This is a genomic window from Lysobacter concretionis Ko07 = DSM 16239, assembly GCF_000768345.1.
GTDB lineage: Bacteria > Pseudomonadota > Gammaproteobacteria > Xanthomonadales > Xanthomonadaceae > Novilysobacter > Novilysobacter concretionis.
In genome coordinates this window covers 130,515-151,438 of record NZ_AVPS01000007.1, presented here as the reverse complement: position 1 = coordinate 151,438, position 20,924 = coordinate 130,515, and the positions used below count along the sequence as shown (strand labels likewise).

18 protein-coding genes are annotated in these 20,924 nt (G+C 70.8%); 14 read left to right on the top strand and 4 right to left on the bottom strand.

The window, feature by feature from the left end; translation table 11 throughout:
* Window positions 1–24: 24 nt before the first annotated feature.
* The 8 genes from N792_RS09975 (at window position 25) to N792_RS09940 (ending at window position 8,288) form a co-directional block, all read left to right on the top strand.
* Window positions 25–1,950, top strand: coding sequence for a phospholipase D-like domain-containing protein (locus N792_RS09975; protein WP_191150545.1), 1,926 nt, complete (start codon window positions 25–27; stop codon window positions 1,948–1,950).
* A gap of 266 nt (window positions 1,951–2,216) precedes the next feature.
* The gene (locus N792_RS09970) at window positions 2,217–2,459 is read left to right on the top strand and encodes a hypothetical protein (RefSeq protein ID WP_036194602.1); all 243 of its coding nucleotides are present in this window, start codon (window positions 2,217–2,219) and stop codon (window positions 2,457–2,459) included.
* Window positions 2,460–2,537: 78 nt separating this feature from the next.
* Window positions 2,538–2,774, top strand: coding sequence for a hypothetical protein (locus N792_RS09965; protein ID WP_036194600.1), 237 nt, complete (start codon window positions 2,538–2,540; stop codon window positions 2,772–2,774).
* Window positions 2,775–2,919: 145 nt separating this feature from the next.
* Complete coding sequence (locus tag N792_RS09960; protein ID WP_084105680.1) at window positions 2,920–3,417, top strand: hotdog fold thioesterase; 498 nt, start codon at window positions 2,920–2,922, stop codon at window positions 3,415–3,417.
* Between the two features lie 117 nt (window positions 3,418–3,534).
* Window positions 3,535–4,338 carry a lysophospholipid acyltransferase family protein gene (locus N792_RS09955; protein ID WP_036194598.1) on the top strand — a complete coding sequence of 268 codons (804 nt, stop codon included), beginning with the start codon at window positions 3,535–3,537 and terminating at the stop codon, window positions 4,336–4,338.
* 16 nt (window positions 4,339–4,354) lie between these two features.
* Window positions 4,355–5,338, top strand: coding sequence for a YheT family hydrolase (locus N792_RS09950; RefSeq protein ID WP_191150544.1), 984 nt, complete (start codon window positions 4,355–4,357; stop codon window positions 5,336–5,338).
* An 83-nt stretch (window positions 5,339–5,421) separates the two neighbouring features.
* Window positions 5,422–7,491, top strand: coding sequence for a tetratricopeptide repeat protein (locus N792_RS09945; RefSeq protein WP_036194594.1), 2,070 nt, complete (start codon window positions 5,422–5,424; stop codon window positions 7,489–7,491).
* A 176-nt stretch (window positions 7,492–7,667) separates the two neighbouring features.
* Complete coding sequence (locus N792_RS09940; protein ID WP_036194593.1) at window positions 7,668–8,288, top strand: YbhB/YbcL family Raf kinase inhibitor-like protein; 621 nt, start codon at window positions 7,668–7,670, stop codon at window positions 8,286–8,288.
* A 30-nt stretch (window positions 8,289–8,318) separates the two neighbouring features.
* Here N792_RS09940 and N792_RS09935 read toward each other — a convergent pair whose 3' ends face one another.
* A complete protein-coding gene (locus N792_RS09935) occupies window positions 8,319–9,122 on the bottom strand; it encodes an undecaprenyl-diphosphate phosphatase (RefSeq protein WP_036194591.1) in 804 nt (267 codons plus the stop codon).
* Between the two features lie 531 nt (window positions 9,123–9,653).
* On the opposite strand from N792_RS09935, the gene glnA reads away from it, so the two are divergent.
* From glnA to N792_RS09910, 5 genes are all read left to right on the top strand, one after another.
* Complete coding sequence (glnA, locus tag N792_RS09930; protein ID WP_036194589.1) at window positions 9,654–11,063, top strand: type I glutamate--ammonia ligase; 1,410 nt, start codon at window positions 9,654–9,656, stop codon at window positions 11,061–11,063.
* A gap of 637 nt (window positions 11,064–11,700) precedes the next feature.
* A complete protein-coding gene (locus tag N792_RS09925) occupies window positions 11,701–12,741 on the top strand; it encodes a two-component system sensor histidine kinase NtrB (RefSeq protein WP_036194587.1) in 1,041 nt (346 codons plus the stop codon).
* The gene (ntrC, locus tag N792_RS09920) at window positions 12,734–14,182 is read left to right on the top strand and encodes a nitrogen regulation protein NR(I) (RefSeq protein WP_052103920.1); all 1,449 of its coding nucleotides are present in this window, start codon (window positions 12,734–12,736) and stop codon (window positions 14,180–14,182) included. Before N792_RS09925 ends, ntrC begins: the two co-directional genes overlap by 8 nt.
* 95 nt (window positions 14,183–14,277) lie before the next feature.
* Window positions 14,278–14,892: a superoxide dismutase family protein gene (locus N792_RS09915; protein ID WP_052103918.1), complete on the top strand. Its 615-nt coding sequence runs from the start codon at window positions 14,278–14,280 to the stop codon at window positions 14,890–14,892.
* A 34-nt stretch (window positions 14,893–14,926) separates the two neighbouring features.
* The gene (locus N792_RS09910; RefSeq protein ID WP_036194585.1) at window positions 14,927–15,412 is read left to right on the top strand and encodes a GNAT family N-acetyltransferase; all 486 of its coding nucleotides are present in this window, start codon (window positions 14,927–14,929) and stop codon (window positions 15,410–15,412) included.
* A 354-nt stretch (window positions 15,413–15,766) separates the two neighbouring features.
* On the opposite strand, the gene N792_RS09905 is transcribed toward N792_RS09910, so the two are convergent.
* Window positions 15,767–16,693 carry a hypothetical protein gene (locus N792_RS09905; RefSeq protein WP_052103916.1) on the bottom strand — a complete coding sequence of 309 codons (927 nt, stop codon included), beginning with the start codon at window positions 16,691–16,693 and terminating at the stop codon, window positions 15,767–15,769.
* Window positions 16,694–16,915: 222 nt separating this feature from the next.
* Here N792_RS09905 and N792_RS09900 point away from each other — a divergent pair, with 222 nt between their 5' ends.
* Window positions 16,916–18,193, top strand: a complete 1,278-nt coding sequence (locus N792_RS09900; RefSeq protein ID WP_036194584.1) for an acetyl-CoA C-acetyltransferase — start codon at window positions 16,916–16,918, stop codon at window positions 18,191–18,193.
* 439 nt (window positions 18,194–18,632) lie between these two features.
* Here N792_RS09900 and N792_RS09895 read toward each other — a convergent pair whose 3' ends face one another.
* Entirely contained in the window at window positions 18,633–19,898 is a 1,266-nt protein-coding gene (locus N792_RS09895) for a heme biosynthesis protein HemY (RefSeq protein WP_036194582.1), read from the bottom strand.
* Entirely contained in the window at window positions 19,895–20,923 is a 1,029-nt protein-coding gene (locus tag N792_RS09890) for a uroporphyrinogen-III C-methyltransferase (protein ID WP_052103915.1), read from the bottom strand. Before N792_RS09890 ends, N792_RS09895 begins: the two co-directional genes overlap by 4 nt.
* Between the last annotated feature and the right edge of the window lies 1 nt (window position 20,924).

Genomic DNA, 20,924 nt, shown 5'->3' with positions numbered 1-20,924 from the left:
TGCCGTGAGCGTGGTGCCGTGAGCGTGGTCGCGCCGATCCGGCGACTGGCCGCCGTGCTGCCGGCATTGCTGCTGGCCGCCTGCGCGACGCTGACGCCGCAACAGGCCGACCGTGCCGCCGCGATCGCGCTGGAGGCACGTTCCGGCGAGTCGACCTGCGCCGCGCGCGACGCCTGCGCGCAGCCCTCGCCGTTGCGCCGGCTGGCCGGCCAGGCCTTCAGCGTGACGACCCCGGAGCAGCCGCGCCATTACGCGCTGATCCTCGACCGCGGCACCGACGCGATGCTGGCACGGGTCAACCTGATCCGCAGCGCGACCACCACCATCGACCTGCAGACCTACATCTACGACGAGGACGATGCCGGCCGGCTGGTGCTCGACGAGCTGCTGGTCGCCGCGCGCCGCGGGGTGCGGGTGCGGCTGCTGATGGACCAGCTGGCGGCGATGCAGAGCGTGGAAACCCTGGCCGCGCTGAGCGGCGTGCACCGGAACTTCCAGGTCCGGCTGTACAACCCGGTGCTGGGCCGCGCGCGGGTCACCTACCCGCAGTACCTGATCGCCGCGGCGTGCTGCTGGCGCCAGCTCAACCAGCGCATGCACACCAAGCTGCTACTGGTCGATGGCGCGGTCGGCATCACCGGCGGACGCAACTACCAGGACGATTACTACGACTGGGACGACCAGTACGACTTCCGCGATCGCGACCTGCTGGTCGCCGGCCCGGTCGCGCGTGAGATGGCGGTGGACTTCGAGGCGTTCTGGAGCAATCGCCGCAGCGTGCCGCCACAGCGGCTGGTCGATGTCGGCAGGAGCCTGCTGGCCAACGGCGTGCCAGCCCTGCATGCGCATGATTTCAAGCGGCCCGAACGGGCCGAGGCGATGCGCGAGGACGCCAGCGACGCGATCCTGGTGCAGACCCGGCTGGTCGATCACGCACTGGCCGTGGGCGCGGTGGAGTACGTGTCCGACGGCCCCGACAAGCATCATGCCGACTCCCCGCTGGAGCACGCGACGGCCTCGCGTTCGCTGGTGCAGCTGATCGAGTCGGCCCGGCACGAAGTGTTGCTGCAGACGCCGTACCTGGTGCTGTCGAAGCCGGCGCAACAATTGTTCGAGCGGCTGCACGAGCGCCCCGATCCGCCCCGGATCGTGGTCTCGACCAACTCGCTGGCGGCCACCGATGCATTCATCGCCTACGCGCTGTCGTACAAGTACAAGCGACGTTACCTGCGTGATTTCGGTTTCCATATCTACGAGTACAAGCCGTTCCCCGAAGACGCGCCGATCGACCTGGACGCGACCGGCGCGTTCCTGCCCGAGTACGTGGAGACACCGGTTGCGCCGCCCGCCACCGCGGCGCCGGATCGCGCCAGCGTGCTGAGTTCGGCGCGCTACCGCCGGCCGTTGAACACCGAGTACGGCGCCACCCGCTACCTGCGCCGGTACTCCAACGAGCCGGTGCCGCTGAAGCGCGCCGGCGTGCGCATCGGCATGCACGCCAAGTCGCTGGTCATCGACGACCGGGTCGGGGTGGTCGGCACCCACAACTTCGATCCGCGCGGCGACACCTACAACACCGAGAGCGCGGTGGTGATCCGCGATGCGGCGTTTGCGGGCGAGCTGGCCGCCAGCATCCGGCGCGACATCAGCCCGGCCAACTCGTGGGTGATCGCGCCGCGTGACAAGCCGCCGGTGCTGTGGGGACTGGAGTACTCGATCGGCAAGCTCTCCGAGTACCTGCCGGTGTTCGACCTGTGGCCGATGCGCTACGCGACCAGCTACGAGTTCGTGCCCGGCGCGGATTGCCCGGAGCCGTTGCCGCCCGACCATCCCCGCTTCCGCCAGTGCTATCGCCCGGTCGGCGACTTCCCCGAGGTCAACATGGCCCTGAAAGGCCTGCCGACCCGCCTGTTCACCGCGTTCGGTGCCGGCCTCGCCCCGATCCTGTAGCGGTTGTCCGGCGGCATGGCCCGTCGTACTCGCTGATGCCGTGCGGTGATCCGGGAGGCACCAGGTCGCCTGTGTGTGTGGCCACTGCGGCACCTGGCCAGCGGGCAAACGGGCGGGGCACTTCGCTTGCGCCGACCCTGGCGGCATTTCGCAATACCCAATGGCACCTGAAGCGCCCGGTACGGGGTGACTTCCGGCCTATGGCGCACCTGGCTAGGTGTTGTAGATTACCAGCACACCAAACCACTACAGCAGGAACCGCCGCCATGAATGCCCACACCACCACCCGCCACTTCGCTTCCCGCGCCCTCTCGGCTGCCGACCTCGCGATTGCGATCGATACCGCCCGCTCCATCCGCGCCGTGGCCCCGGTGCGCCGTGCCATCCAGCGGGAGCGCGACTTCGGCGTTGGCTACGGCAACAGCAGCGGCTACGCCGGCAACGACCGCTACCAGCGGACTCCGAGCTATGTGAACAACACCGCGACAAGCCTGTTCAGGTTTGCTTGATGCCCCTATTCATAAATGTCCGGGTCTGCTATAATCAGCGCGCTAAATCACTGTAAACATTACATTTAAGGAGAAAAAATGAAACGTTCAATTGTTTCCATCGCCACGCGTCAGAACCCGGCCGCCATCGCCCCGGTTTCCGCCGCCACCTCTGCCGGCCAGGCTGCCCTGGCGAACACCCCCCAGGCACAGTACGAGCCGCGTCGTCGCAGCAGCCAGCAGGCAGCGGGTTACTACACCGGTGGCGGCACCTACCTCAATCGCTCGCGGCGCAGTGGATTCGGTTCCAGGTCGTCCATGTTCCGCATCAGCTGACCCCCGTCGTCCGCACAAGCCGCAGCCTGCGGTTGCAAGTCGCAACACCGAAGTACACAGGATCGGCGCAGTTGCCAGGACGCCCACGCGGCGACCGGCCTGCGCCGACATGGAAGCAGCGCGGAGCGTCGGCTATCGTCGTCCGATGAACGCATCCGCCAAGACCCCCCTCCAGATTCCGACAGCGGCCAGCCCGTCAGCCGACCCCGGCCCGGCCAGCCTGTTCCGTCGCCCCACCAGTCCCGAACACCTCAACGGGCTTTCCCGCGACACCGCGATCGCGGCGCTGGGCATCGTTTTCACCGAGGTCGGGCCCGATTACCTGCGCGGCACCATGCCGGTCGATGAGCGCACCCGGCAGCCTTACGGCCTGCTTCACGGCGGCGCCTCGGTGCTGTTCGCCGAAACCCTGGGCAGCAGCGCCGGCAACCAGTGCGTGCCCGAAGGCAGCGTCTGCGTCGGCATCGAGATCAACGCCAACCACGTGCGCGGTGTGCGCAGCGGGCTGGTCACCGGCACCGCCCGCGCGGTCCATGTGGGCGGCCGCACGCAGGTGTGGGAGATCCGGATCGAGGACGAGCACGGCCGGCTGGCATGCATTTCCCGGCTGACGCTGGCGGTCGTGGCGGCGGGTGGCGCGTAGCGCTGCGGGATCGGTTGCTTCACCCGGTCCAGGACGGGACTCCATGGCGGACCTGCCGTCGGATTCCACCGTGACCGCGGCACCGTTTCACCACGCTGCCCTGTATCGTTCACCCCCATGAATACGCCGCAGACTCCCGTCGGCGTCGCGGCGCGCCCAGCGCCGTTGGCGCGCGCTTTCCGCTACCTCTACCGGGTGCCGATGCTGTTGTGGCACCTGCTGGTCGACCTGCCGATCGTGCTGGTGCTGATCAGCCCGCTCACGCGCGGAATGCGGCTCGGCGACGAGCGCCTCGACTACCGGGTGATCCGGGCCTGGTCGGCCGGCCTGATGCGGGTGTTCGGTTTCCGCCTGCGCCGGATCGGCACGCCGCTGCCGGGCGGGACGATGTTCGTCGCCAACCACGTCAGCTGGATCGACATCGTCGCCCTGCACAGCCAGCAGATGATGGGCCTGGTGGCCAAGCGCGAGATCCAGGGCTGGCCGCTGGTCGGCTGGCTGGCCGGGCGCGCGGAAACGATCTTCCACGCCCGCGGCAGTACCGAGTCCCTCGGCGGCGTGCTGCAGGAGATGCTGGCGCGCCTGCGCGAGGGCCGCTCGGTCGGCGTGTTTCCCGAGGGCGGTACCCGCAACGGCGGCGAGGTCGGTCCGTTCCACGCCCGCATCTTCCTGGCGGCGGTCGAGGCCGGCGCGCTGGTGCAGCCGGTGGCGCTGCGGTACGGCGAAAAAGGCGCGGCGCAGCATGTGGTCGCGTTCGCGCGGCGCGAGGGGTTCCTCGGCAACTTCATCCGCCTGCTCGGTGAGCCCGCGCGCGTGGCCGAGATCCACTTCCTCGCCCCGATCGCGCCGACCGAGACCGAAGGCCGCCGTCGCATCGCCGAACTGGCCCGCGCGCGTATCCTCGAGGCAATGAACGGCTGAGCCGGATCCACCGATGTTGACCGCCGCCGATTACCGTCCGCCGCGCTGGCTGCGCAATACCCACCTGCAGACGATGCTGGGCTCCAGCGGCATGCGGCAGTGGATGGGCGAGCACCAGCTGGCGGCCAGCGGCGCGGTCACCACCGCCCACCTGATCGACGGCGGCAACGGCGTGCGCCTGCAGGGTCTGCACAGCGCCGTGCCCGGCGTGGACGCGCGCGGGCTGGCGCTGTTGCTGCACGGCTGGGAAGGCAGCGTCGACTCGAGCTACATGCGGCTGACCACGGCGCGCCTGCTGGCGCTGGGGTTCGAGGTGTTCCGGCTCAACTTCCGCGACCACGGCGACACCCACCACCTCAACGAAGGCCTGTTCCACTCCAACCGCATCGACGAGGTGGTGCACGCCACCCAGGACATCGCCCGCCGTTTTCCGCTGCGGCCGCTGACCGTCGGCGGCTATTCGCTGGGCGGCAACTTCGCCCTGCGGCTGGCCCTGCGCGCGCCGCTGGCCGGGCTGTCGATCGCGCACGTCGCGGTGATCTGCCCGCTGCTGGATCCCTCGCGCACGATGGACGCGATGGAGCAGGGGTTTTCCCCGTACATGCGCCATTTCGAGAACAAATGGCGGCGCTCGCTGGAGCGCAAGCGCGCGTTGTTTCCGCAGCAGTACGACTTCGACGACCACGTGCTGGGCCTGCGGATGCGCCCGCTGACGCAGTGGCTGGTCGAGCGCAATACCGATTACGGCTCGCTGGAAAGCTACTTCGACGGCTACTCGATCGCCGGCGACCGCTTGGCAGGGCTGCAGGTGCCGGCCAGCATCCTGATGGCCGCCGACGATCCGGTGATCCCGATCGACGATTTCAATGCCACCCGCCTGCCGGCCGACGCGCGGCTGGAGATCTCGCCCTGGGGCGGCCATTGCGGGTTCCTGGAAAACGGCCATCTGGAGGGGTTCGGCGAGCGCTGGATCGCCCAGCGGCTGGCCGACGCCAGCTGAGGCGGGATTGCCGGGCGCAGCCGGGCGGGGCTGGCGTGGCATCGCTACAATGGCCGATTCGCCCGAATCACGAGCAGCAGTCCATGTACGAATCGATCATCGACGCCCTGCGTCGCGGCGCCGCCGACGAAGCCCTGGGCGCCGCCCGCACCGCCGTCGCCGAGCAGCCGCAGGACGCCGCCGCGCACCGCCTGCTCGCCAATGCATTGCGCCTGGCCGGTGATCGCGACGCCGCGATCGCCGCGATTGACCACGCGATCCAGCTCGCGCCCGAAGACGCCGACCTGCATCTGGAGCGCGCCGGCCTGCTGCTGCACGAGCGCAAGCTCGACGAGGCGCAGGCGGCGCTGGCGGAAAGCATCGGCCTGGACCCGAACCAGTTCCCGGCCTACATCGTGCAGGCGCAGCTGGCGCTCGGCCGAGGCGATCTGGACGAGGCCGACCGGCTGACCCGCACCGCTGCGCGCATCGCGCCCGAGCATCCGCAGATCGCGGCACTGGAAGGCACCCTGGCATTGCGTCGGGGCGATGCGGACCGCGCGCTGGCGATCCTCGGCAGCGCGTCCAAGCGCTGGCCGGAGGAGCCGACCCTGCGCCATTCGCTGGGCTTCGCCTACCTGGCCAAGGGCCACTTCGCGTTCGCCGAGCAGGCGTTCCGCGGCGTGCTTGAAGCCAATCCCGGCTCGATGCCGCTGCGCGCGCTGATCGCCGACCTGCTGCGCCGGCAAGGCCGGCCGGGCGAGGCGGCCGACGAGATCGCCCCGTTGCTGGCCAACCCGGAGGCGACCCCCGCGTTGCGTCGCCTGATCGGCGAGCTCGAGCTGGAAGCGGGCCGCAACGACGCCGCGCGCGATCACCTGAAGCAGGCATTGCAGGCCCAGCCCGGCGACCGCCGCACGATCCTGGCGCTCTCCGAAGCCTGGCGCCGGCTGGGCGCCGATGACGATGCCCGCAGCACGCTGGATGCGCTGCTGGCCGAGCATCCGCAGCACGTGGACCTGTGGCGCGCCCGGTTGCTGTTCGAGGAGTTCGCCGGCGATGCCGCGCGCGCGGTGATCGCCCGCTGGCTGCAGGCGATGCCCGACAGCGCGCAGGCACTGGAAGCGCAGATCACCGTGCACGACGTCGCCGGGGAAACCGAGCAGGCCGACGCATTGGCCACCCGCATCACCCAGCTGGAGCCCGGCCACGCGCGCGCCGAGATGCGCATCCTCGACCGCCTGCTGGAACGCGATCCGGACGCCGCGGTGTCCCATGTCGAAGCGCTGCTCGCCCGCGCGCCCGACGAGTCGGTCCGGCGCAACCTGCGCCAACTGCTGGGGCGCACCTTCGACGCCGCCGGCCAGCCCGCCGCGGCCGTCGCGACCTGGGCGGAGCTGCATGCCGAGGTCGTGTCCCAGCGGCTGCCACTGGCCGAGCCCAGCATCGCGCGCGAGTGGCCCGAGATCACCATTGGCGAGCGGCCGGCACAACCCGCGGTGCTGTTGTGGGGCGCGCCGGGGTCGCTGATCGAGCGCATCACCGGCACCCTGCACCTCGCCGGCGCCCCGCTGTATGGCGACCGCTTCGGGCCGACCCCGCCCAATGACCTGTTCCAGCGCTACCTCACCATCAATGCGCTGTCCGGCGGCACTGCCGATCCGGCCGGCCTGATCGGCGAATGGAAGGCCGCGCTGCCGGCCCGCGGGATCCAGCCCGGCCAGGTGTTCGACTGGCTGCTGTGGTGGGACAACGCCCTGTTGCTCGCACTGCGGGAGCATCTGCCCGAGGCGTTGCTGGTGGTCGCCCTGCGCGACCCGCGCGACATGCTGCTGGACTGGATCGCGTTCGGCTCGCCCGCGCCGTTCGCGCTGGAGTCTCCCGAAGTGGCCGCCCGCTGGCTGGCCCGGGTGCTGGAGCAGGTGGCCGAGCTGCACGAAAAAGACCTGATGCCGCACCACCTGGTGCGCCTGGACGGCATCGAGAATGACCCCGCCGCGATCGCCCAGCTGATCGCCAACGCGCTGCAGACCAGCGTTGCCAACGCGCCCCCGGGCCGGCTCGGTCCGGACCGCATGGCGGCGGGCCGCTGGCGCGATTTCGCCGAGCCGCTGGGCGATGCGTTCGCGCTGCTCACGCCGGTGGCGGTGCGGCTGGGTTACCCGCAGGACTAGAAACCGGCGGCGCCGGGAGGCGTGGCGCAAAGGAAGGTCCGGGCAACCGGGTTGTTGCCCGTCGTTCCCCGATCCCGGCCAGCTCTTGCGCCAGCGCGCCCGGCGGAAGGGTGGGGTGCCAACCGGCCATCCCACGCCTTCTGGCAGACTGGTGCGCTCGCATCCCGGAGCCCGCCATGCACATCCGCAGCAACAGCTTCCAGCGTCACCAGCCCCTGCCGGTGGAGCTCGCCGCCGGCCAGCCGACCGCCGACGGCTTCGGTTTCGCTCCCAACCGCAACCCGCACCTGGCCTGGGACGACGTGCCCGCGGGCACGAAATCCTTTGCGCTGCTGTGCGTCGATCCGGACGTGCCGACCGTGCCGGAGATGGTCGGCAAGGCCGGCGTGTCGATCCCGGTCGACCAGCCGCGCTGCGATTTCATCCACTGGGTGATGGTCGATATTCCGGCCGAGGTGCGCGAGATCGCCGCCGGGGCCTGCAGCGACGGCATCGTGCCGCACGGCAAGTCCGCTCCGGCCGGCCCGGCGGGGTCGCGGCAGGGCCTGAACGACTACACCGGCTGGTTCGCCGATGACCCGACGATGGCCGGTGACTGGTACGGCTACGACGGCGCATTCCCGCCGCCCAACGACCTGCGCCTGCACCGGTATTTCTTCCGCGTGTTCGCGCTGGATATCGAACGCCTGCCGGTGCCCGACCGCTTCACCGGCGCCGAGGCGATGGCCGCGATGCACGGCCACATCCTGGCCGAGGCGGCGACCTACGCGACCTACACCCTCAATCCGGACGTCTGAGGCCGGACGGCAGCACCGGCAACCGGGCGCTCACGCGCCGGCCGGCAGCCACAGCAGCAGGGCCACGCCCAGCGCGATCCGGTAGACCGCAAACGGCGTGTAGCTGTGCTGCTTGATGTAGCCCATCAGCCAGCGCACCGCGATGAAACCGGTCGCGCTGGCGGCCACGAACGCCAGCGCCAGCTCGCCCCAGGCCTCGCCGCCGCCCGCCGCGCCACTGCCCTTGAGGAAGTACTCCAGCAGCGCGTAGCCACTGGCGGCGAACATGGTCGGGATGCCAACCAGGAACACGAATTCGGTCGCCGCCGAGCGCTGCCCGGTGCCGGCCAGCATCGCCATGAAGATCGCCGCGCCCGAGCGCGAGGTGCCGGGGAAGATCCCGGCCAGCACCTGCGCCAGGCCGACCAGGATCGCCACCGTCCAGGTGATCTTCGCCGACGGCGGCCGCCCTGCCGCGACCCGCTCGGCGAACACGATCCAGATGCCGCCCAGGATCAGCGCGACCGCGATCGGCGAGACGGTTTCCGGCAACTCCCAGCCCAGCAGGCGCACCGGCAGGCCGACCAGCGCGGTGACCAGGAACGCGGCCGCGATCTTGCCCAGATAGACCCGGTTCTCCCGCTCGCGCAGGCCGGTCGCCAGCGCCCACAGGCGTTCGCGGAACACCAGCGTGATGGCGAGGATCGCGCCGGCCTGGATCACGATGTTGAACAGATCCGAGCGCGCGCCGAGCCAGTGCTGGGCGATCAGCAGGTGCCCGGTGCTGGAAATCGGCAGGAATTCGGTGAGGCCTTCGAGGATGCCGAGCAGCAGCGCGGCGAGGGTGTCGGACATGGAATGGGCAGCCGGAAATCAGGAAAGCGCGTGAAATGCCGCAGCGCGATGACGGAAAAGCATAACGGCAACCGCCACCCGCGGTTGCGCGGACCGTCAGCCCGAGCGGCAGAGAGGATCGGTGCATTGAGCAGCGTGGCTTGATAGCTCGACCACAGGCAGTGCCCAACGTCGACGCACGCGGTCGACGCACGCGCGATGTCCATCGTTCCCGCGAGGCCGGAACTCATTCCACAGGCATTCCACAGGTGCCGGGCGACATTGCACGCTTACCCGTCGTTCCCGCCCTGACGGGGCCCCATCGACGTTGCCCTGGTTCTCGCCTTCGCGGAGGCAGCCGGTTCACGCCTCCGGCAACGGCCTGTCGCGCACCGTCTTGACGCATTGCTCCTCCATTGCGCACCGCAACGGTGCGGATCGTTCCGTGGGCCGGTTTATACGCTTTGAAAATCAACAACTTGCCATTGCCTGGAACTTGGCACGCCGCTTGCGTTACAACACGCGTCATCCTCCCGCCGCCCGAGAATCCCCATGTCCTTCGAGAACGTCCAGAAACTGGTCCAGAACCACAAGGTCGAGTTCGTCGACCTGCGCTTCGCCGACATGCGCGGCGTGCAGCACCACGTCACCTTCCCCAGGTCGATCGTCGATGAGGCGCTGTTCGAGGACGGCAAGATGTTCGACGGCTCCTCGATCGGCGGCTGGAAGGGCATCCACGACTCCGACATGGTCCTGCTGCCGGATCCGTCGACCGCGTTCCTGGACCCGTTCACCGCCGACCCGACCCTGGTGCTGACCTGCGACATCCTCGACCCGGCGACGATGCAGGCCTACAACCGCGACCCGCGCGGCATCGCCAAGCGCGCCGAGGCCTACCTGAAGGCCAGCGGGATCGCCGACCAGGCGTTCTTCGGCCCGGAACCGGAGTTCTTCATCTTCGACAGCGTCCGCTACGCCAACGACATGGGCCACACGTTCTTCCACGTCGATTCGGAAGAGGCGGCGTGGAACTCGGGCAAGGACTACGCCGGCGGCAACACCGGCTACCGGCCCGGGGTGAAGGGCGGCTACTTCCCGGTCGCGCCGCTGGACTCGCTGCACGACATCCGCGCGCAGATGTGCAAGACGCTGGAAGCGGTCGGCATCGAGGTCGAGGTGCACCACCACGAGGTCGCCAACGCCGGCCAGTGCGAGATCGGCACCCGGTTCAACTCGCTGACCAGGAAGGCCGACGAGCTGCTGACGATGAAGTACATCATCAAGAACGTCGCCCACCGCAACGGCAAGACCGCGACCTTCATGCCCAAGCCGCTGGTGGGCGACAACGGCAGCGGCATGCACGTGCACCAGAGCCTGGCCAAGGCCGGGGTCAACCTGTTTTCCGGCGACGGCTACGGCGGCCTGAGCCAGATGGCGCTGTGGTACATCGGCGGCATCTTCAAGCACGCCCGCGCGATCAATGCCTTCGCCAATTCCACCACCAACTCCTACAAGCGCCTGGTGCCGGGCTTCGAGGCGCCGGTGATGCTGGCCTACTCGGCCTCCAACCGCTCCGCCAGCTGCCGCATCCCCTACGTCGCCAACCCCAAGGCCCGACGCATCGAGATGCGTTTCCCCGACCCGATGAACTCCGGTTACCTGATTTTCGCCGCGCTGATGATGGCCGGCCTGGACGGCATCAAGCACCAGATCGACCCGGGCCCGCCGAGCGACAAGGACCTCTACGACCTGCCGCCGGAAGAGGAGAAGAACATCCCGACCGTCTGCCACAGCCTCGACCAGGCGCTGGAGGAGCTCGACAGGGACCGTGACTTCCTCAAGGCCGGCGGCGTGTTCAGCGACGACTTCATCGACGCCTACATCCGCCTGAAGATGAAGGAAGTCACCGCCTTCCGCGCCGCCACCCACCCGCTGGAATACCAGATGTACTACGCGATCTGATCGCGCCGGCTCACTTTGCGAACGCACGACGGCCCGGGATTTCCGGGCCGTTGCCGTTTCCGGAGTGCCAGTGGCGGAATGGACCTGCGTCCGACCGGCAACGGAGGGGCGCGCGGCCAGGTCGCCCCGTGCACGCGAGAAAGCCCACGCACGGTCCGGGTTGTGGCGGGCGTGGGCGTTGAATCCGCGCGGCATGACGTGCCGGTTCGCCAGCCGCAACGCGGACAGGTGACGGGCTGGTCGTCGGGCTTTTGCCGTCACCACCACGGCCCTGCGGATCGCGGGCGCGGCTCCCGTCCGCAGCCGGAACGACTCCCGCCACGCCCCGCGGGCCGGAACACCGGATGCCGGCCGATCTTGCCGACCGCCGGCACTTTCTGCCTCGACGACGGGCCGGGCGGCGGCAGCGGCGCCCCTTTTCGGGGCATCGGCGCCGTTGTGCCCCCGATCGATGGCGAAAATTTGTCCATCCATGCGGCGGTCGGCTCCATCGCCGAAGCCGTTTGCCTTGCGCGCGGGGCTTTTTTCCCCGGCCATACCGCGGTTTGCTTCGCCGGTGCGGTCATCGACGCCACGCGCCGCGCGTGGGGCCCCGTCGCCGGCGTGGAAAGCCCGCCGGCTGCACTAAGATGGTGCGATGCCGTCCACTGCGCCCGCCGCCGACACCCTCACCACGCCGCTGGCGTGGCTCGACCGCGACGGCTCCATCGCCGGCTGCAACCAGGCCTTCGCCCGCTGGCTCGGCGTCGGCCGCCGTCGCCTGCTCGGCTGGCCGTTGCCCGCACTCGACGCCGAGAGTCCGCCGCGTCTGCCCGACGCGTTGGCGCGGCTCGATCCCGACGGCGCTGCCCTGCGCCTGCGCCGCCTGCACCTGCGCCACCCCGACGGCGACGAACGCTTCGCCGACCTGTGGCTCAGCGTCGACCGGGACGCCCGTGTGCTGGTCGAGGCCCACCCGGTCGATGAATTTCCCGGCGACGATCCGGCGCTGCTGCTGCCGTCGGCACTGGCGGCGTCGTTGAAAGGGCTCGCGCACGAACTGCGCAACCCGCTGGCGGGGCTCAAGGGCGCGGCGCAGTTGCTGGGGCGACGGGTGGACGACGAGGCTTCGCGCGAGCTGGTCGGGCTGATCGACCACGAGGTCGGCCGGCTGACGGCGATGCTCGACCACTTGCTGAGCCCGGCGCCGCCGCGTCCGCACGCGCCGCTCAACATCCATGCGGTGCTGGAGCGGGTGCTGCGGCTGGCCGAAAGCGATGCCGGCTGGGCGGTGCGGCTGGTGCGCGACTACGACCCGAGCCTGCCCGAGTTCGACGGCGATGCCGACCGGCTGACCCAGGCGGTGTGGAACCTGGTGCGCAACGCGATCGAGGCCGGGGCCGGCACGGTCAGCCTGCGCACCCGGGTCGAGCACGCGCTGCGGATCGGCGAGGCACTGCATCCGGTCGCGCTGCGGCTGGAGATCGCCGACGACGGCCGCGGGGTGCCCGGGGACCTGGCCGAAAGCGTGTTCCTGCCGCTGGTGTCCGGCCGTGCGCAGGGCAGCGGGCTGGGCCTGGCGCTGGCGCAGCAGGTCGCGCGCGAGCATCGGGGCTCGCTGGCGTACCGCTCGCGGCCCGGACGCACGGTATTCACCTTGCTGCTGCCGATGCGCAGCACGGAGCCGTCCGATGGTTGAGCCGACCCGCCTCCACGCGCACACCCCGCGCGGACCCATCTGGGTGGTCGACGACGACCGCAGCGTGCGCTTCGTGCTCGCCACCGCGTTGCGCGACGCCGGCTACGCGGTGGCCGAGTTCGAACAGGCCGATGCCGCGCTGGACGCCCTGGCCGGACAGGGCGCGCCGGCGCTGCTGTTCACCGACGTGCGCATGCCCGGCGACGATGGACTGGTCCTGCTCGACAAGCTCAAGGCGCGCGCGCCCGGGCTGCCGGTGGTGGTGATGAGCGCCTACACCGACGTCGCCAGCACCGCCGGCGCATTCCGCGGTGGCGCGCAGGAGTTCCTGTCCAAGCCGTTCGACCTCGACGAGGCGGTCGCGCTGGCCGCGCGCGTGCTCGGCGAGGACGAAGGCGCCGCCGGGCGAAGCAACGAAGTGTCGTCGCCCGGGACCGTTCCCGACGCGCCGCTGCTGGTCGGCAGCACGCCCGCGATGCGCGAGCTGTTCCGCGCGATCGGCCGTCTCGCGCAGGCGCCGCTGTCGGTGCTGGTCACCGGCGAGACCGGCACCGGCAAGGAGCTGGTCGCGCGCGCACTGCACCGCGAGTCGCCGCGCGCGGCGCAGCCTTTCGTCGCCCTCAACACCGCCGCGATCCCGGCCGAGTTGCTGGAGTCGGAGCTGTTCGGCCACGAGGCCGGCGCGTTCACCGGCGCGAGCAAGCGCCATCCCGGCCGGTTCGAACAGGCCGACGGCGGCACCCTGTTCCTGGACGAGATCGGCGACATGCCGTTGCCGTTGCAGACCCGGCTGCTGCGGGTGCTGGCCGAAGGCGAGTTCTTCCGCGTCGGCGGTCGCGAGCTGATCCGGGTCGATGTGCGGGTGATCGCCGCGACCCACCAGGACCTGGAGGCGCGCGTCGCCGATGGCCGCTTCCGCGCCGACCTGCTGCACCGGCTCGACGTCGTGCGCCTGCGCGTGCCGTCGCTGCGCGAGCGCAGCGCCGACGTGGTGCCGCTGGCCGAGCGCTTCCTCGCCATCGCCGCGCGCCGGTTCGCCGCGCCGGTCAAGCGCCTGACCCCGCCGGCGATCGAGCGCCTGCTCGCGCACGACTGGCCCGGCAACGTGCGCGAGCTGGAGAACCTGTGCTGGCGGCTGGCCGCGCTGGCCCCGGCCGAGGCGATCGGCCGTGCCGAGGTCGAGCGCGCGCTCGGCAGCCGGGCGCAGCCGGCCCGGGCGGCCACGGACTGGAGCGCACCGTTGGCGGACTGGGCGCGTGCGCAGCTGGAGGCCGGCGCGGGCGACATCCACGCGCGCGCGTTGGCGCGCTTCGACCGCACCCTGCTGCAGGTCGCGCTCGACCACACCGGCGGGCGTCGGGCGCAGGCCGCCGCGCTGCTCGGGGTCGGCCGCAACACCCTGAGCCGCAAACTCAAACCGGTCGGCAAAGCGCCCCGCTGACGGTCCACGCTTACTGCTCATCCCACTGATCACCCGTACTGAACCCGCGCCGCGCTACCGTGCGCCGGCCACTGTCATCCGAAGGAGAGACCACGATGAAGAGCACCACCCGCTTGTCCACCAGCCCGCTGTCCACCCGCGCGTTGTCGGCCGCGCTGCTCGCCAGCCTCGGCGCGCTCGCCCTCGGCGCCTGCAGTACCACGCCCGGCAGCGCACCGTCCGCCGAAGACGTCCTCGGCCTGTCCACCACCTCGACCACCCAGCGCGCGCACGTCAACCTCGCCTCCGCGTCCGGCAGCCTGGTCAGCGGCCGGCTCGTCGTCACGCCGATGGCCGGCGGCGTGCACCTGCGCGGCGAAATCGGCGGCCTGACGCCGGGCAGCGCGCATGCGATCCACATCCACGAGAAGGGCGACTGCAGCGCGGTCGATGCCAGCAGCGCCGGCGGGCACTTCAATCCCACCAGCCAACCGCACGGCAAGGTCGGCACCGCGCACCACCATGCCGGCGACATGGACAACATCGTGGCCGATGCGAAGGGCGTGGCCACGGTCGACGCGCACGCCAGCGGCCCGGTGCTGGGCGGCGGCGCGGCCAACGACGCGATCGGCAAGGCGGTGATCGTGCATGCCGCGCAGGACGACTACACCAGCCAGCCGGCCGGCAACGCCGGTGCGCGCGTGGCGTGCGGCATCATCACCGCCGGTTGATGGCGGCCCTGGCCGAAGCCGGAGGCGAGCGCCGATGAGCCTGCGGATCCGCGACGCCGACCCCGCCGATGCCGCGTTGCTGGCGCAATGGGCGGCGGCGATGGCGCAGGAAACCGAAGGCAGGGCGCTGGTGCCCGCGACCGTGCTGGCGGGTGTCCAGGCCGGCATCGCCGACCCCGCGCGGGCGAGGTATTTCGTCGCGATGGAGGAGGCCGTTGCCGGCGGCCGCGAAACCATCACCGCGCCGGTCGGCACCCTGATGTTGACCCGCGAATGGAGCGACTGGCGCAACGGCGACTGGTGGTGGATCCAGAGCGTGTACGTGGAGCCGGGCTACCGCCGCCAGGGCGTGTTGCGCGCGCTGTACCGGCATGTCGAGCAGCTCGCGCGCGACACCCGCGGCGTGGTCGGCCTGCGGCTGTATGTCGAGCACGGGAACGCCATCGCCCAGCGCACCTATGCCGCGCTGGGCATGCGCGATGCGGGCTACCGGATATTCGAGAGCGGGTTCGACGGCTGAGTCGGATTGCCGGTGTGGGGCCCTGATTCTTCCTTCTCGCGCAGGCGGCCCGAAGGGTGTGCGGCGCCGGGACGCGGCCCGAAGCGCCGGCCCCGGACGGGAGCAGGGGGCGGACGACGGCGCGCACGTCCGCGCACGCGATGCACGCATTGTTTTGCGGGTCGGCTCCTTCCCGGCCCGCGGACGCGGCATGGGCTGTCCCCGTCGCACGTCGCCACTACGGCGGACCTCCGCTCTGTTCCGCTCCGCTCAACTCAACTCAACTCAACTCAGCTCAGCTCAGCTCAGCTCAGCTCAGCTCAGCTCAGCTCAGCCCAGCCCAGCCCAGCCCAGCCCAGCTCAGCTCAGCTCAGCTCAGCTCAAGGCGGCGCGGCAATCCGTGTCGTGGTCGCAATGGACGAACTGCACCGGGATGCCGTGCGCGCCCAGCACGGCGGCCATCTGCCGCTGGCGGGCCTGGAAGTGCTGGAAGCGCCGCTGTTGCCGCGCCCGCTCCTCGTCGCTGCCGGCGGTGGTGTCGGCGTCATAGCGCTGGTGCCAGGCCGCCGGCGAGAACAGCGCGATGCGCGCCTCGCCGTCGGTGTAGTGCAGCAGCGGTTCGGGCGGCTGGTCGAGCCAGGCCGGCTGGCCGGGGCGCAGCAGGGCAGTTTCCAGCAGCGGCCACAACGGCGCCAGGCCGGCGTGCTCGTACTGGATCGAGGTCATCGCGGCCAGGTCGTGCACGGTCAGGTAGCGCGCGTGCTCGACTTGCAGGCCGAACGCATCCTGCGCCGCCAGCGCGGTGTCGGCGGCGGCCATGCCGCGTTCGATCAGCTCGTGCTCGAACGCGTCGCCGACCCGGGCGACGACGTCGGCCGGGCCGGTCAGCACGAACGGCATCAGCCGCAACGGCCCGCCGAGGAAATCCGCCGAGGGTGCGAGCGTGCCGGGCAGGCGCGAGTCGTTCGCACCGAACGCGATGATGCGGCCGGCATCGACATCGTGGCTGCCACGCGGCGCGCGCGCGGCCAGCTCGTCCAGCTCGCGGTGCAGCGGCCAGCCGGGGCGCAGCAGTTCGACCGGGTCGTAATGCGCACCGACGGTGACCAGCTCCAGACGCGCCGCCTCGGGCACGAAATCCGCCAGATCGCGGGCGACCAGGGTGGCCAGCGCGCCGACCTCGGGCTGCGCCAGCCGGTCACGTCCGACCGGCGCGGCCCCCACCACCTCGATGGCGAATGCCCCCAGCACGTGCAGATCGGGGGCGACGGATGCGGAAGCGGAGTTGCTGGCTGGATTCATCGGATTCCTGCTGGCTGGTGGACGATGCGGGGGCGGAAACGCGCTGCGTGACCCGGCAGAAGGTGACTGGACGCGCATGTGGATGGTGCGGATATACGCCGGCGTTTGGTCGCGCTGGAGCGCGGCGCTACACTGCGGCCATTATGCCCGCAAGCGGTTGCGGGACTCCCGCAAGCCCCCCGCGTTGGCTGGATCGCGACGCGTACTCGACGAGGTGTTCCGATGCGCCAGACCCGACCCGTTGCCATTCTCGGCGGCGTCAGAATCCCGTTTTGCCGGCAGAACACCGCCTATGCGGATGTCGGCAACCTGGGGATGTCGGTGCGCACGCTGGGTGCGCTGGTCGAGAAGTTCGGCCTGCACGGCCAGCAGCTGGGCGAAGTGGCGATGGGCGCGGTGATCAAGCACGCCAGCGACTGGAACCTCGGCCGCGAGGCGGCGCTGTCGTCCGGGCTGTCGCCGCTGACCCCGGGCATCACCCTGCAGCGCGCCTGCGGGACGTCGCTGGACACGATCATCACCGTGGCCAACAAGATCGCCGTCGGCCAGATCGAGGCCGGCATCGGCGGCGGCTCCGATACGACTTCGGATGTGCCGATCGTGTACGGCAGCGAGTTGCGCCGGCGCCTGCTGGCGGCGGCCGCGGCCAAGGACACACGCGGCAAGCTGGCGGCGTTCAAGGGGTTTTCCCTGCGCGAGCTGAAGCCCGACTTCCCCGGCGTGGCCGAGCCGCGCAGCGGCAAGTCGATGGGCGAGCACTGCGAGGACATGGCCAAGCAGTGGAACATCTCGCGCGACTCGCAGGACGAGTGGGCGCTGTCGTCCCATCGCAAACTCGCCGCGGCCTACGAGCGCGGTTTCTTCGACGACCTGGTGGTCAGCTTCCGCGGCGTCTCGCGCGACAACAACCTGCGCCCCGACAGCACGCTGGAAAAACTGGCGACGCTGAAGCCGGCGTTCGACAGGACCTCCGGCCGCGGCACCCTCACCGCCGCCAACTCGACCCCGCTGACCGACGGCGCCTCCGCCTGCCTGCTGGCCTCGGACGAGTGGGCGGCGGCGCACGGCCACGAGCCGCTGTGCTACCTGCGCGATGCCCAGGTGGCGGCGGTCGACTTCGCCCACGGCGAGGGCCTGCTGATGGCACCCACCGTGGCGGTGCCGGAGATGCTCGCGCGCAACGGGCTGAGCCTGCAGGACTTCGACTTCTACGAGATCCACGAGGCCTTTGCCGCGCAGGTGCTGTGCACCCTGCGGGCGTGGGAGAGCGAGGAGTACTGCAGGAACCGGCTCGGGCTGGATGCACCGCTGGGCCGCATCGATCCCGACAGGATCAACATCAACGGCTCCTCGCTGGCGACCGGACACCCGTTCGCCGCGACCGGCGCGCGCATCGTCGCGACGGCGGCGAAGGAACTCCAGCAACGCGGCGGCGGCCGCTGCCTGGTGTCGATCTGCACCGCCGGCGGCATGGGCGTGGTCGCGATCCTGGAGCGCTGACCGCGGCAAGCCCGTGATCCGGGACAGTGCGGCCGTGACGCCCGGCCGTCCGACTGGACTTCTTTCGGTCGCCCCACGGGGACTTCCTCCCGTCGTAGGAGCGACGTAGGTCGCGACCGATACATCGCCGCCCGATGCCAGACACCGCGCCTGCCGAGTCACCGTCACGACGGGAGCTTCGGATACGTCCATCGCAACCCGGCGCCGATGCGTCTGCCGATCTGGTGGGGTCGCGACTCACGTCGCTCCTACCAAAGCCGGCGGTCGGCAAGAGAGACGGTGAGCGATCCCGACAGTCGGTCGGCGTCCAACCGGACTTTCCCTGCTCGTCCAACTGGACTTACTTCGGCCGTGGGAGCGATGTGCGTCGCGACCTGCACATGAATTCCCGCACCCTCTCCAGCGTCGGTAACAACGCTGGAGGTGCCGCCGTCCAGCCCTACTCGCGCAGGCGCGGCATGCCGTGTTCGTCGCGCTCTTCGATCACGGCGTGATCGTGGATCTGCTGGCGCAGGTCGCGCCCCGGCAGGTCGACGATCGCCTCGCCGCGGCTGGCACGCAGCGCGTTGGCGTAGCTCAGCAGGCTGCGCGCGTCGTCACCGGCCTGGGCGAAGCCGTGACCCAGCTCCTCCCAGGCACCGCCGCCGGCGCCCTGGGCCAGCGCGCGGTGCAGGTAGGCCTCCGCCTGCGGCCACTGGCCCTGCGCGAGGCCCAGCCGGGCCAGGGTCAGCAGCAGGCCGGGGCTGGCCGGATGCGCCTGCAGCCATTGCTCGGCACGCTGCCGGCGGCGGTCGAGCTGGCCGATCGGCAGGCGGCCGTAGAGCTCGGCCAGCGATTCGTTCCAGCGTTCGTCCAGCGCCTGCTCCACGCTTTTCGCGGACGCGTCCTCCCAGCGCAGTCCGGCGGCGCGCTCGGCGTACGCGGTCACGGCAGTGGGATCGCTCCGGAACGCCTTGGGCAAGCTGTCCCAGCGGTCGGCCAGGACATTCGCGTCCTCGGCCTGGCGCAAGGCCGCGCTCGCCCATTGCGATTCCAGCCGGTCCAGTCGTTCGGCCGGCATGGCTTTCTGCTGGCGCATCGCACCCAGCAGGCCGTAGGCCTCGCCGACCTCGCCGGTGGCGGCCAGGGCGCGGGCGCGCAACGCCAGCCCGCGCGGCGGCAGCGGCTGCACGTTGGGGGCTTCCAGCAGCAACAGCGCATCGGCCGGGCGGTCGTCGTCGAGCGCCAATTCCGCCGCGATGACCGCGCGGGTCACCGGCTGGCTGGCGGCGAGCGCATCCAGCTGCTGGTTCGCCAGCGCCGCATCGCCGCGTGCGGCCGCCGCGCGGGCGGCACCCACGTGGGCGATGTGGGCCACGCCGTCGTCGTGGGCGGCCGGGTGGCGGGCCGCCTCGTCCAGCAGTTTCTCCGCGCGGCCCCAATGGCCCAGCTCCAGTGCGCCCAGGCCCTCGATGAGCTTGGCCCGCCCAGCCCGCTTGCGGCGGCGCCGCAAGGTGCTGAACGGCAGGCTCAGCATCTTCCAGACCAGCCACAGCGCCAGCAACGCGCCCAGTCCGATCAATATCGCGGCGGCCAGCGTGGTGGTGTAGCGCGTGCCGCGGTAATCCAGCATCAGGGTGCCGGGGTCCTGCACCAGCAACTGTGCAGCCAGTGCGCCGACCAGGATCAGCACGATCCAGAACAGCAGGTTTCGGAACAGGTTCATTCGGCGGATTCCCTGCGCGTAGCGCGCAATTGACGCAGTTGGGCCAGTGTCGTACCCAGGGTCGGAAGCGAGAGTGAAAGCGGCATGGCGGCGATCTCGTGCAACCGGGTACGGTCGGCCTGCAACGTGGCGGGTTGGGTCACCAGTTGCGCCAGCCAGACGTCGACGCGACGCAGCGCGATGCGGAAGCCCGCGTCGTCGCGGCGCTCGGCGGCGGCGCGCGCGAGGCTGATTTCCAGTTGCAGCCCGGTCTGCGCATCGGCGCGGCTGACCGGATCGAGGGCAACGGCATTGTCGTGATGGCGCACTTCCACGATGCCGGCGAACGCGCGCTGCCACCACGGCCGGCTGCGGGTGTCGACGGTGGCGGGCTCCGGCACCGAACCAACGGACTGCGCCCAGGCATCCAGCCGGGCCAGCGCGAGCGCGCGGGGCTCACCACCGAGGGCGTCCAGGGCCGCGCGTTCCTGGCCCAGGGTCTGGCGCAGGCTGAGGTAGGCCGGATCGTCGACGCCTGCCAGCACGCCGGCCGCCAGCGCGTACCCGCGGCGGGCTCCGTCCAGGTCGCCGGCGATCAGCAGGCGTTGCTGGCCCAGGCTCAGCAGCAGCTCCGCCTCGTCCAGACGCAGGGCCTGCGCGCCATGACGCGAAGGGTCGGTGTACTTGGCGAAGCTGTCTTCGATCAGCGCCGAGCGCTCGCCCAGGCCGAGCAGTTCGTCCCGCAGGACCCGGTTGGTGGCGATCGCCTGCTGCAGCCGCTGCGCCTGCGCGCGCTGGTCGCCACGCAGGGCGCCGACGCGTTCGTTCAAGCCGTCCAGGCGCAGTCCGATATCGCTGCTGGTCGCGCGGTCGGCGGCTTCATGGCCTTGCCACCACAGCCAGCCCCGCCATCCCGCGGCCGTGAGCAGCAACAGTGGAATCAGCCACAGCAGGCGTCGCCACAGCCGGGCCCGGCGGCGGCGAGGAGGAGGCGAATCGGGAAGGCTTGTGGACACGGCGGGCGCAGGCACGGGGGAGGTGTCCATG

Coding starts and splice junctions, on each gene's coding strand:
- N792_RS09965 (WP_036194600.1), top strand. CDS start 2,538: ATGAAACGTTCAATTGTTTCCATCGCCACGCGTCAGAACCCGGCCGCC.
- N792_RS09905 (WP_052103916.1), bottom strand. CDS start 16,693: ATGAATCCAGCCAGCAACTCCGCTTCCGCATCCGTCGCCCCCGATCTG.
- N792_RS09940 (WP_036194593.1), top strand. CDS start 7,668: ATGCACATCCGCAGCAACAGCTTCCAGCGTCACCAGCCCCTGCCGGTG.
- N792_RS09900 (WP_036194584.1), top strand. CDS start 16,916: ATGCGCCAGACCCGACCCGTTGCCATTCTCGGCGGCGTCAGAATCCCG.
- N792_RS09925 (WP_036194587.1), top strand. CDS start 11,701: ATGCCGTCCACTGCGCCCGCCGCCGACACCCTCACCACGCCGCTGGCG.
- N792_RS09910 (WP_036194585.1), top strand. CDS start 14,927: ATGAGCCTGCGGATCCGCGACGCCGACCCCGCCGATGCCGCGTTGCTG.
- N792_RS09935 (WP_036194591.1), bottom strand. CDS start 9,122: ATGTCCGACACCCTCGCCGCGCTGCTGCTCGGCATCCTCGAAGGCCTC.
- N792_RS09890 (WP_052103915.1), bottom strand. CDS start 20,923: ATGGACACCTCCCCCGTGCCTGCGCCCGCCGTGTCCACAAGCCTTCCC.
- N792_RS09970 (WP_036194602.1), top strand. CDS start 2,217: ATGAATGCCCACACCACCACCCGCCACTTCGCTTCCCGCGCCCTCTCG.
- N792_RS09955 (WP_036194598.1), top strand. CDS start 3,535: ATGAATACGCCGCAGACTCCCGTCGGCGTCGCGGCGCGCCCAGCGCCG.
- N792_RS09945 (WP_036194594.1), top strand. CDS start 5,422: ATGTACGAATCGATCATCGACGCCCTGCGTCGCGGCGCCGCCGACGAA.
- N792_RS09915 (WP_052103918.1), top strand. CDS start 14,278: ATGAAGAGCACCACCCGCTTGTCCACCAGCCCGCTGTCCACCCGCGCG.
- glnA (WP_036194589.1), top strand. CDS start 9,654: ATGTCCTTCGAGAACGTCCAGAAACTGGTCCAGAACCACAAGGTCGAG.
- ntrC (WP_052103920.1), top strand. CDS start 12,734: ATGGTTGAGCCGACCCGCCTCCACGCGCACACCCCGCGCGGACCCATC.
- N792_RS09960 (WP_084105680.1), top strand. CDS start 2,920: ATGAACGCATCCGCCAAGACCCCCCTCCAGATTCCGACAGCGGCCAGC.
- N792_RS09895 (WP_036194582.1), bottom strand. CDS start 19,898: ATGAACCTGTTCCGAAACCTGCTGTTCTGGATCGTGCTGATCCTGGTC.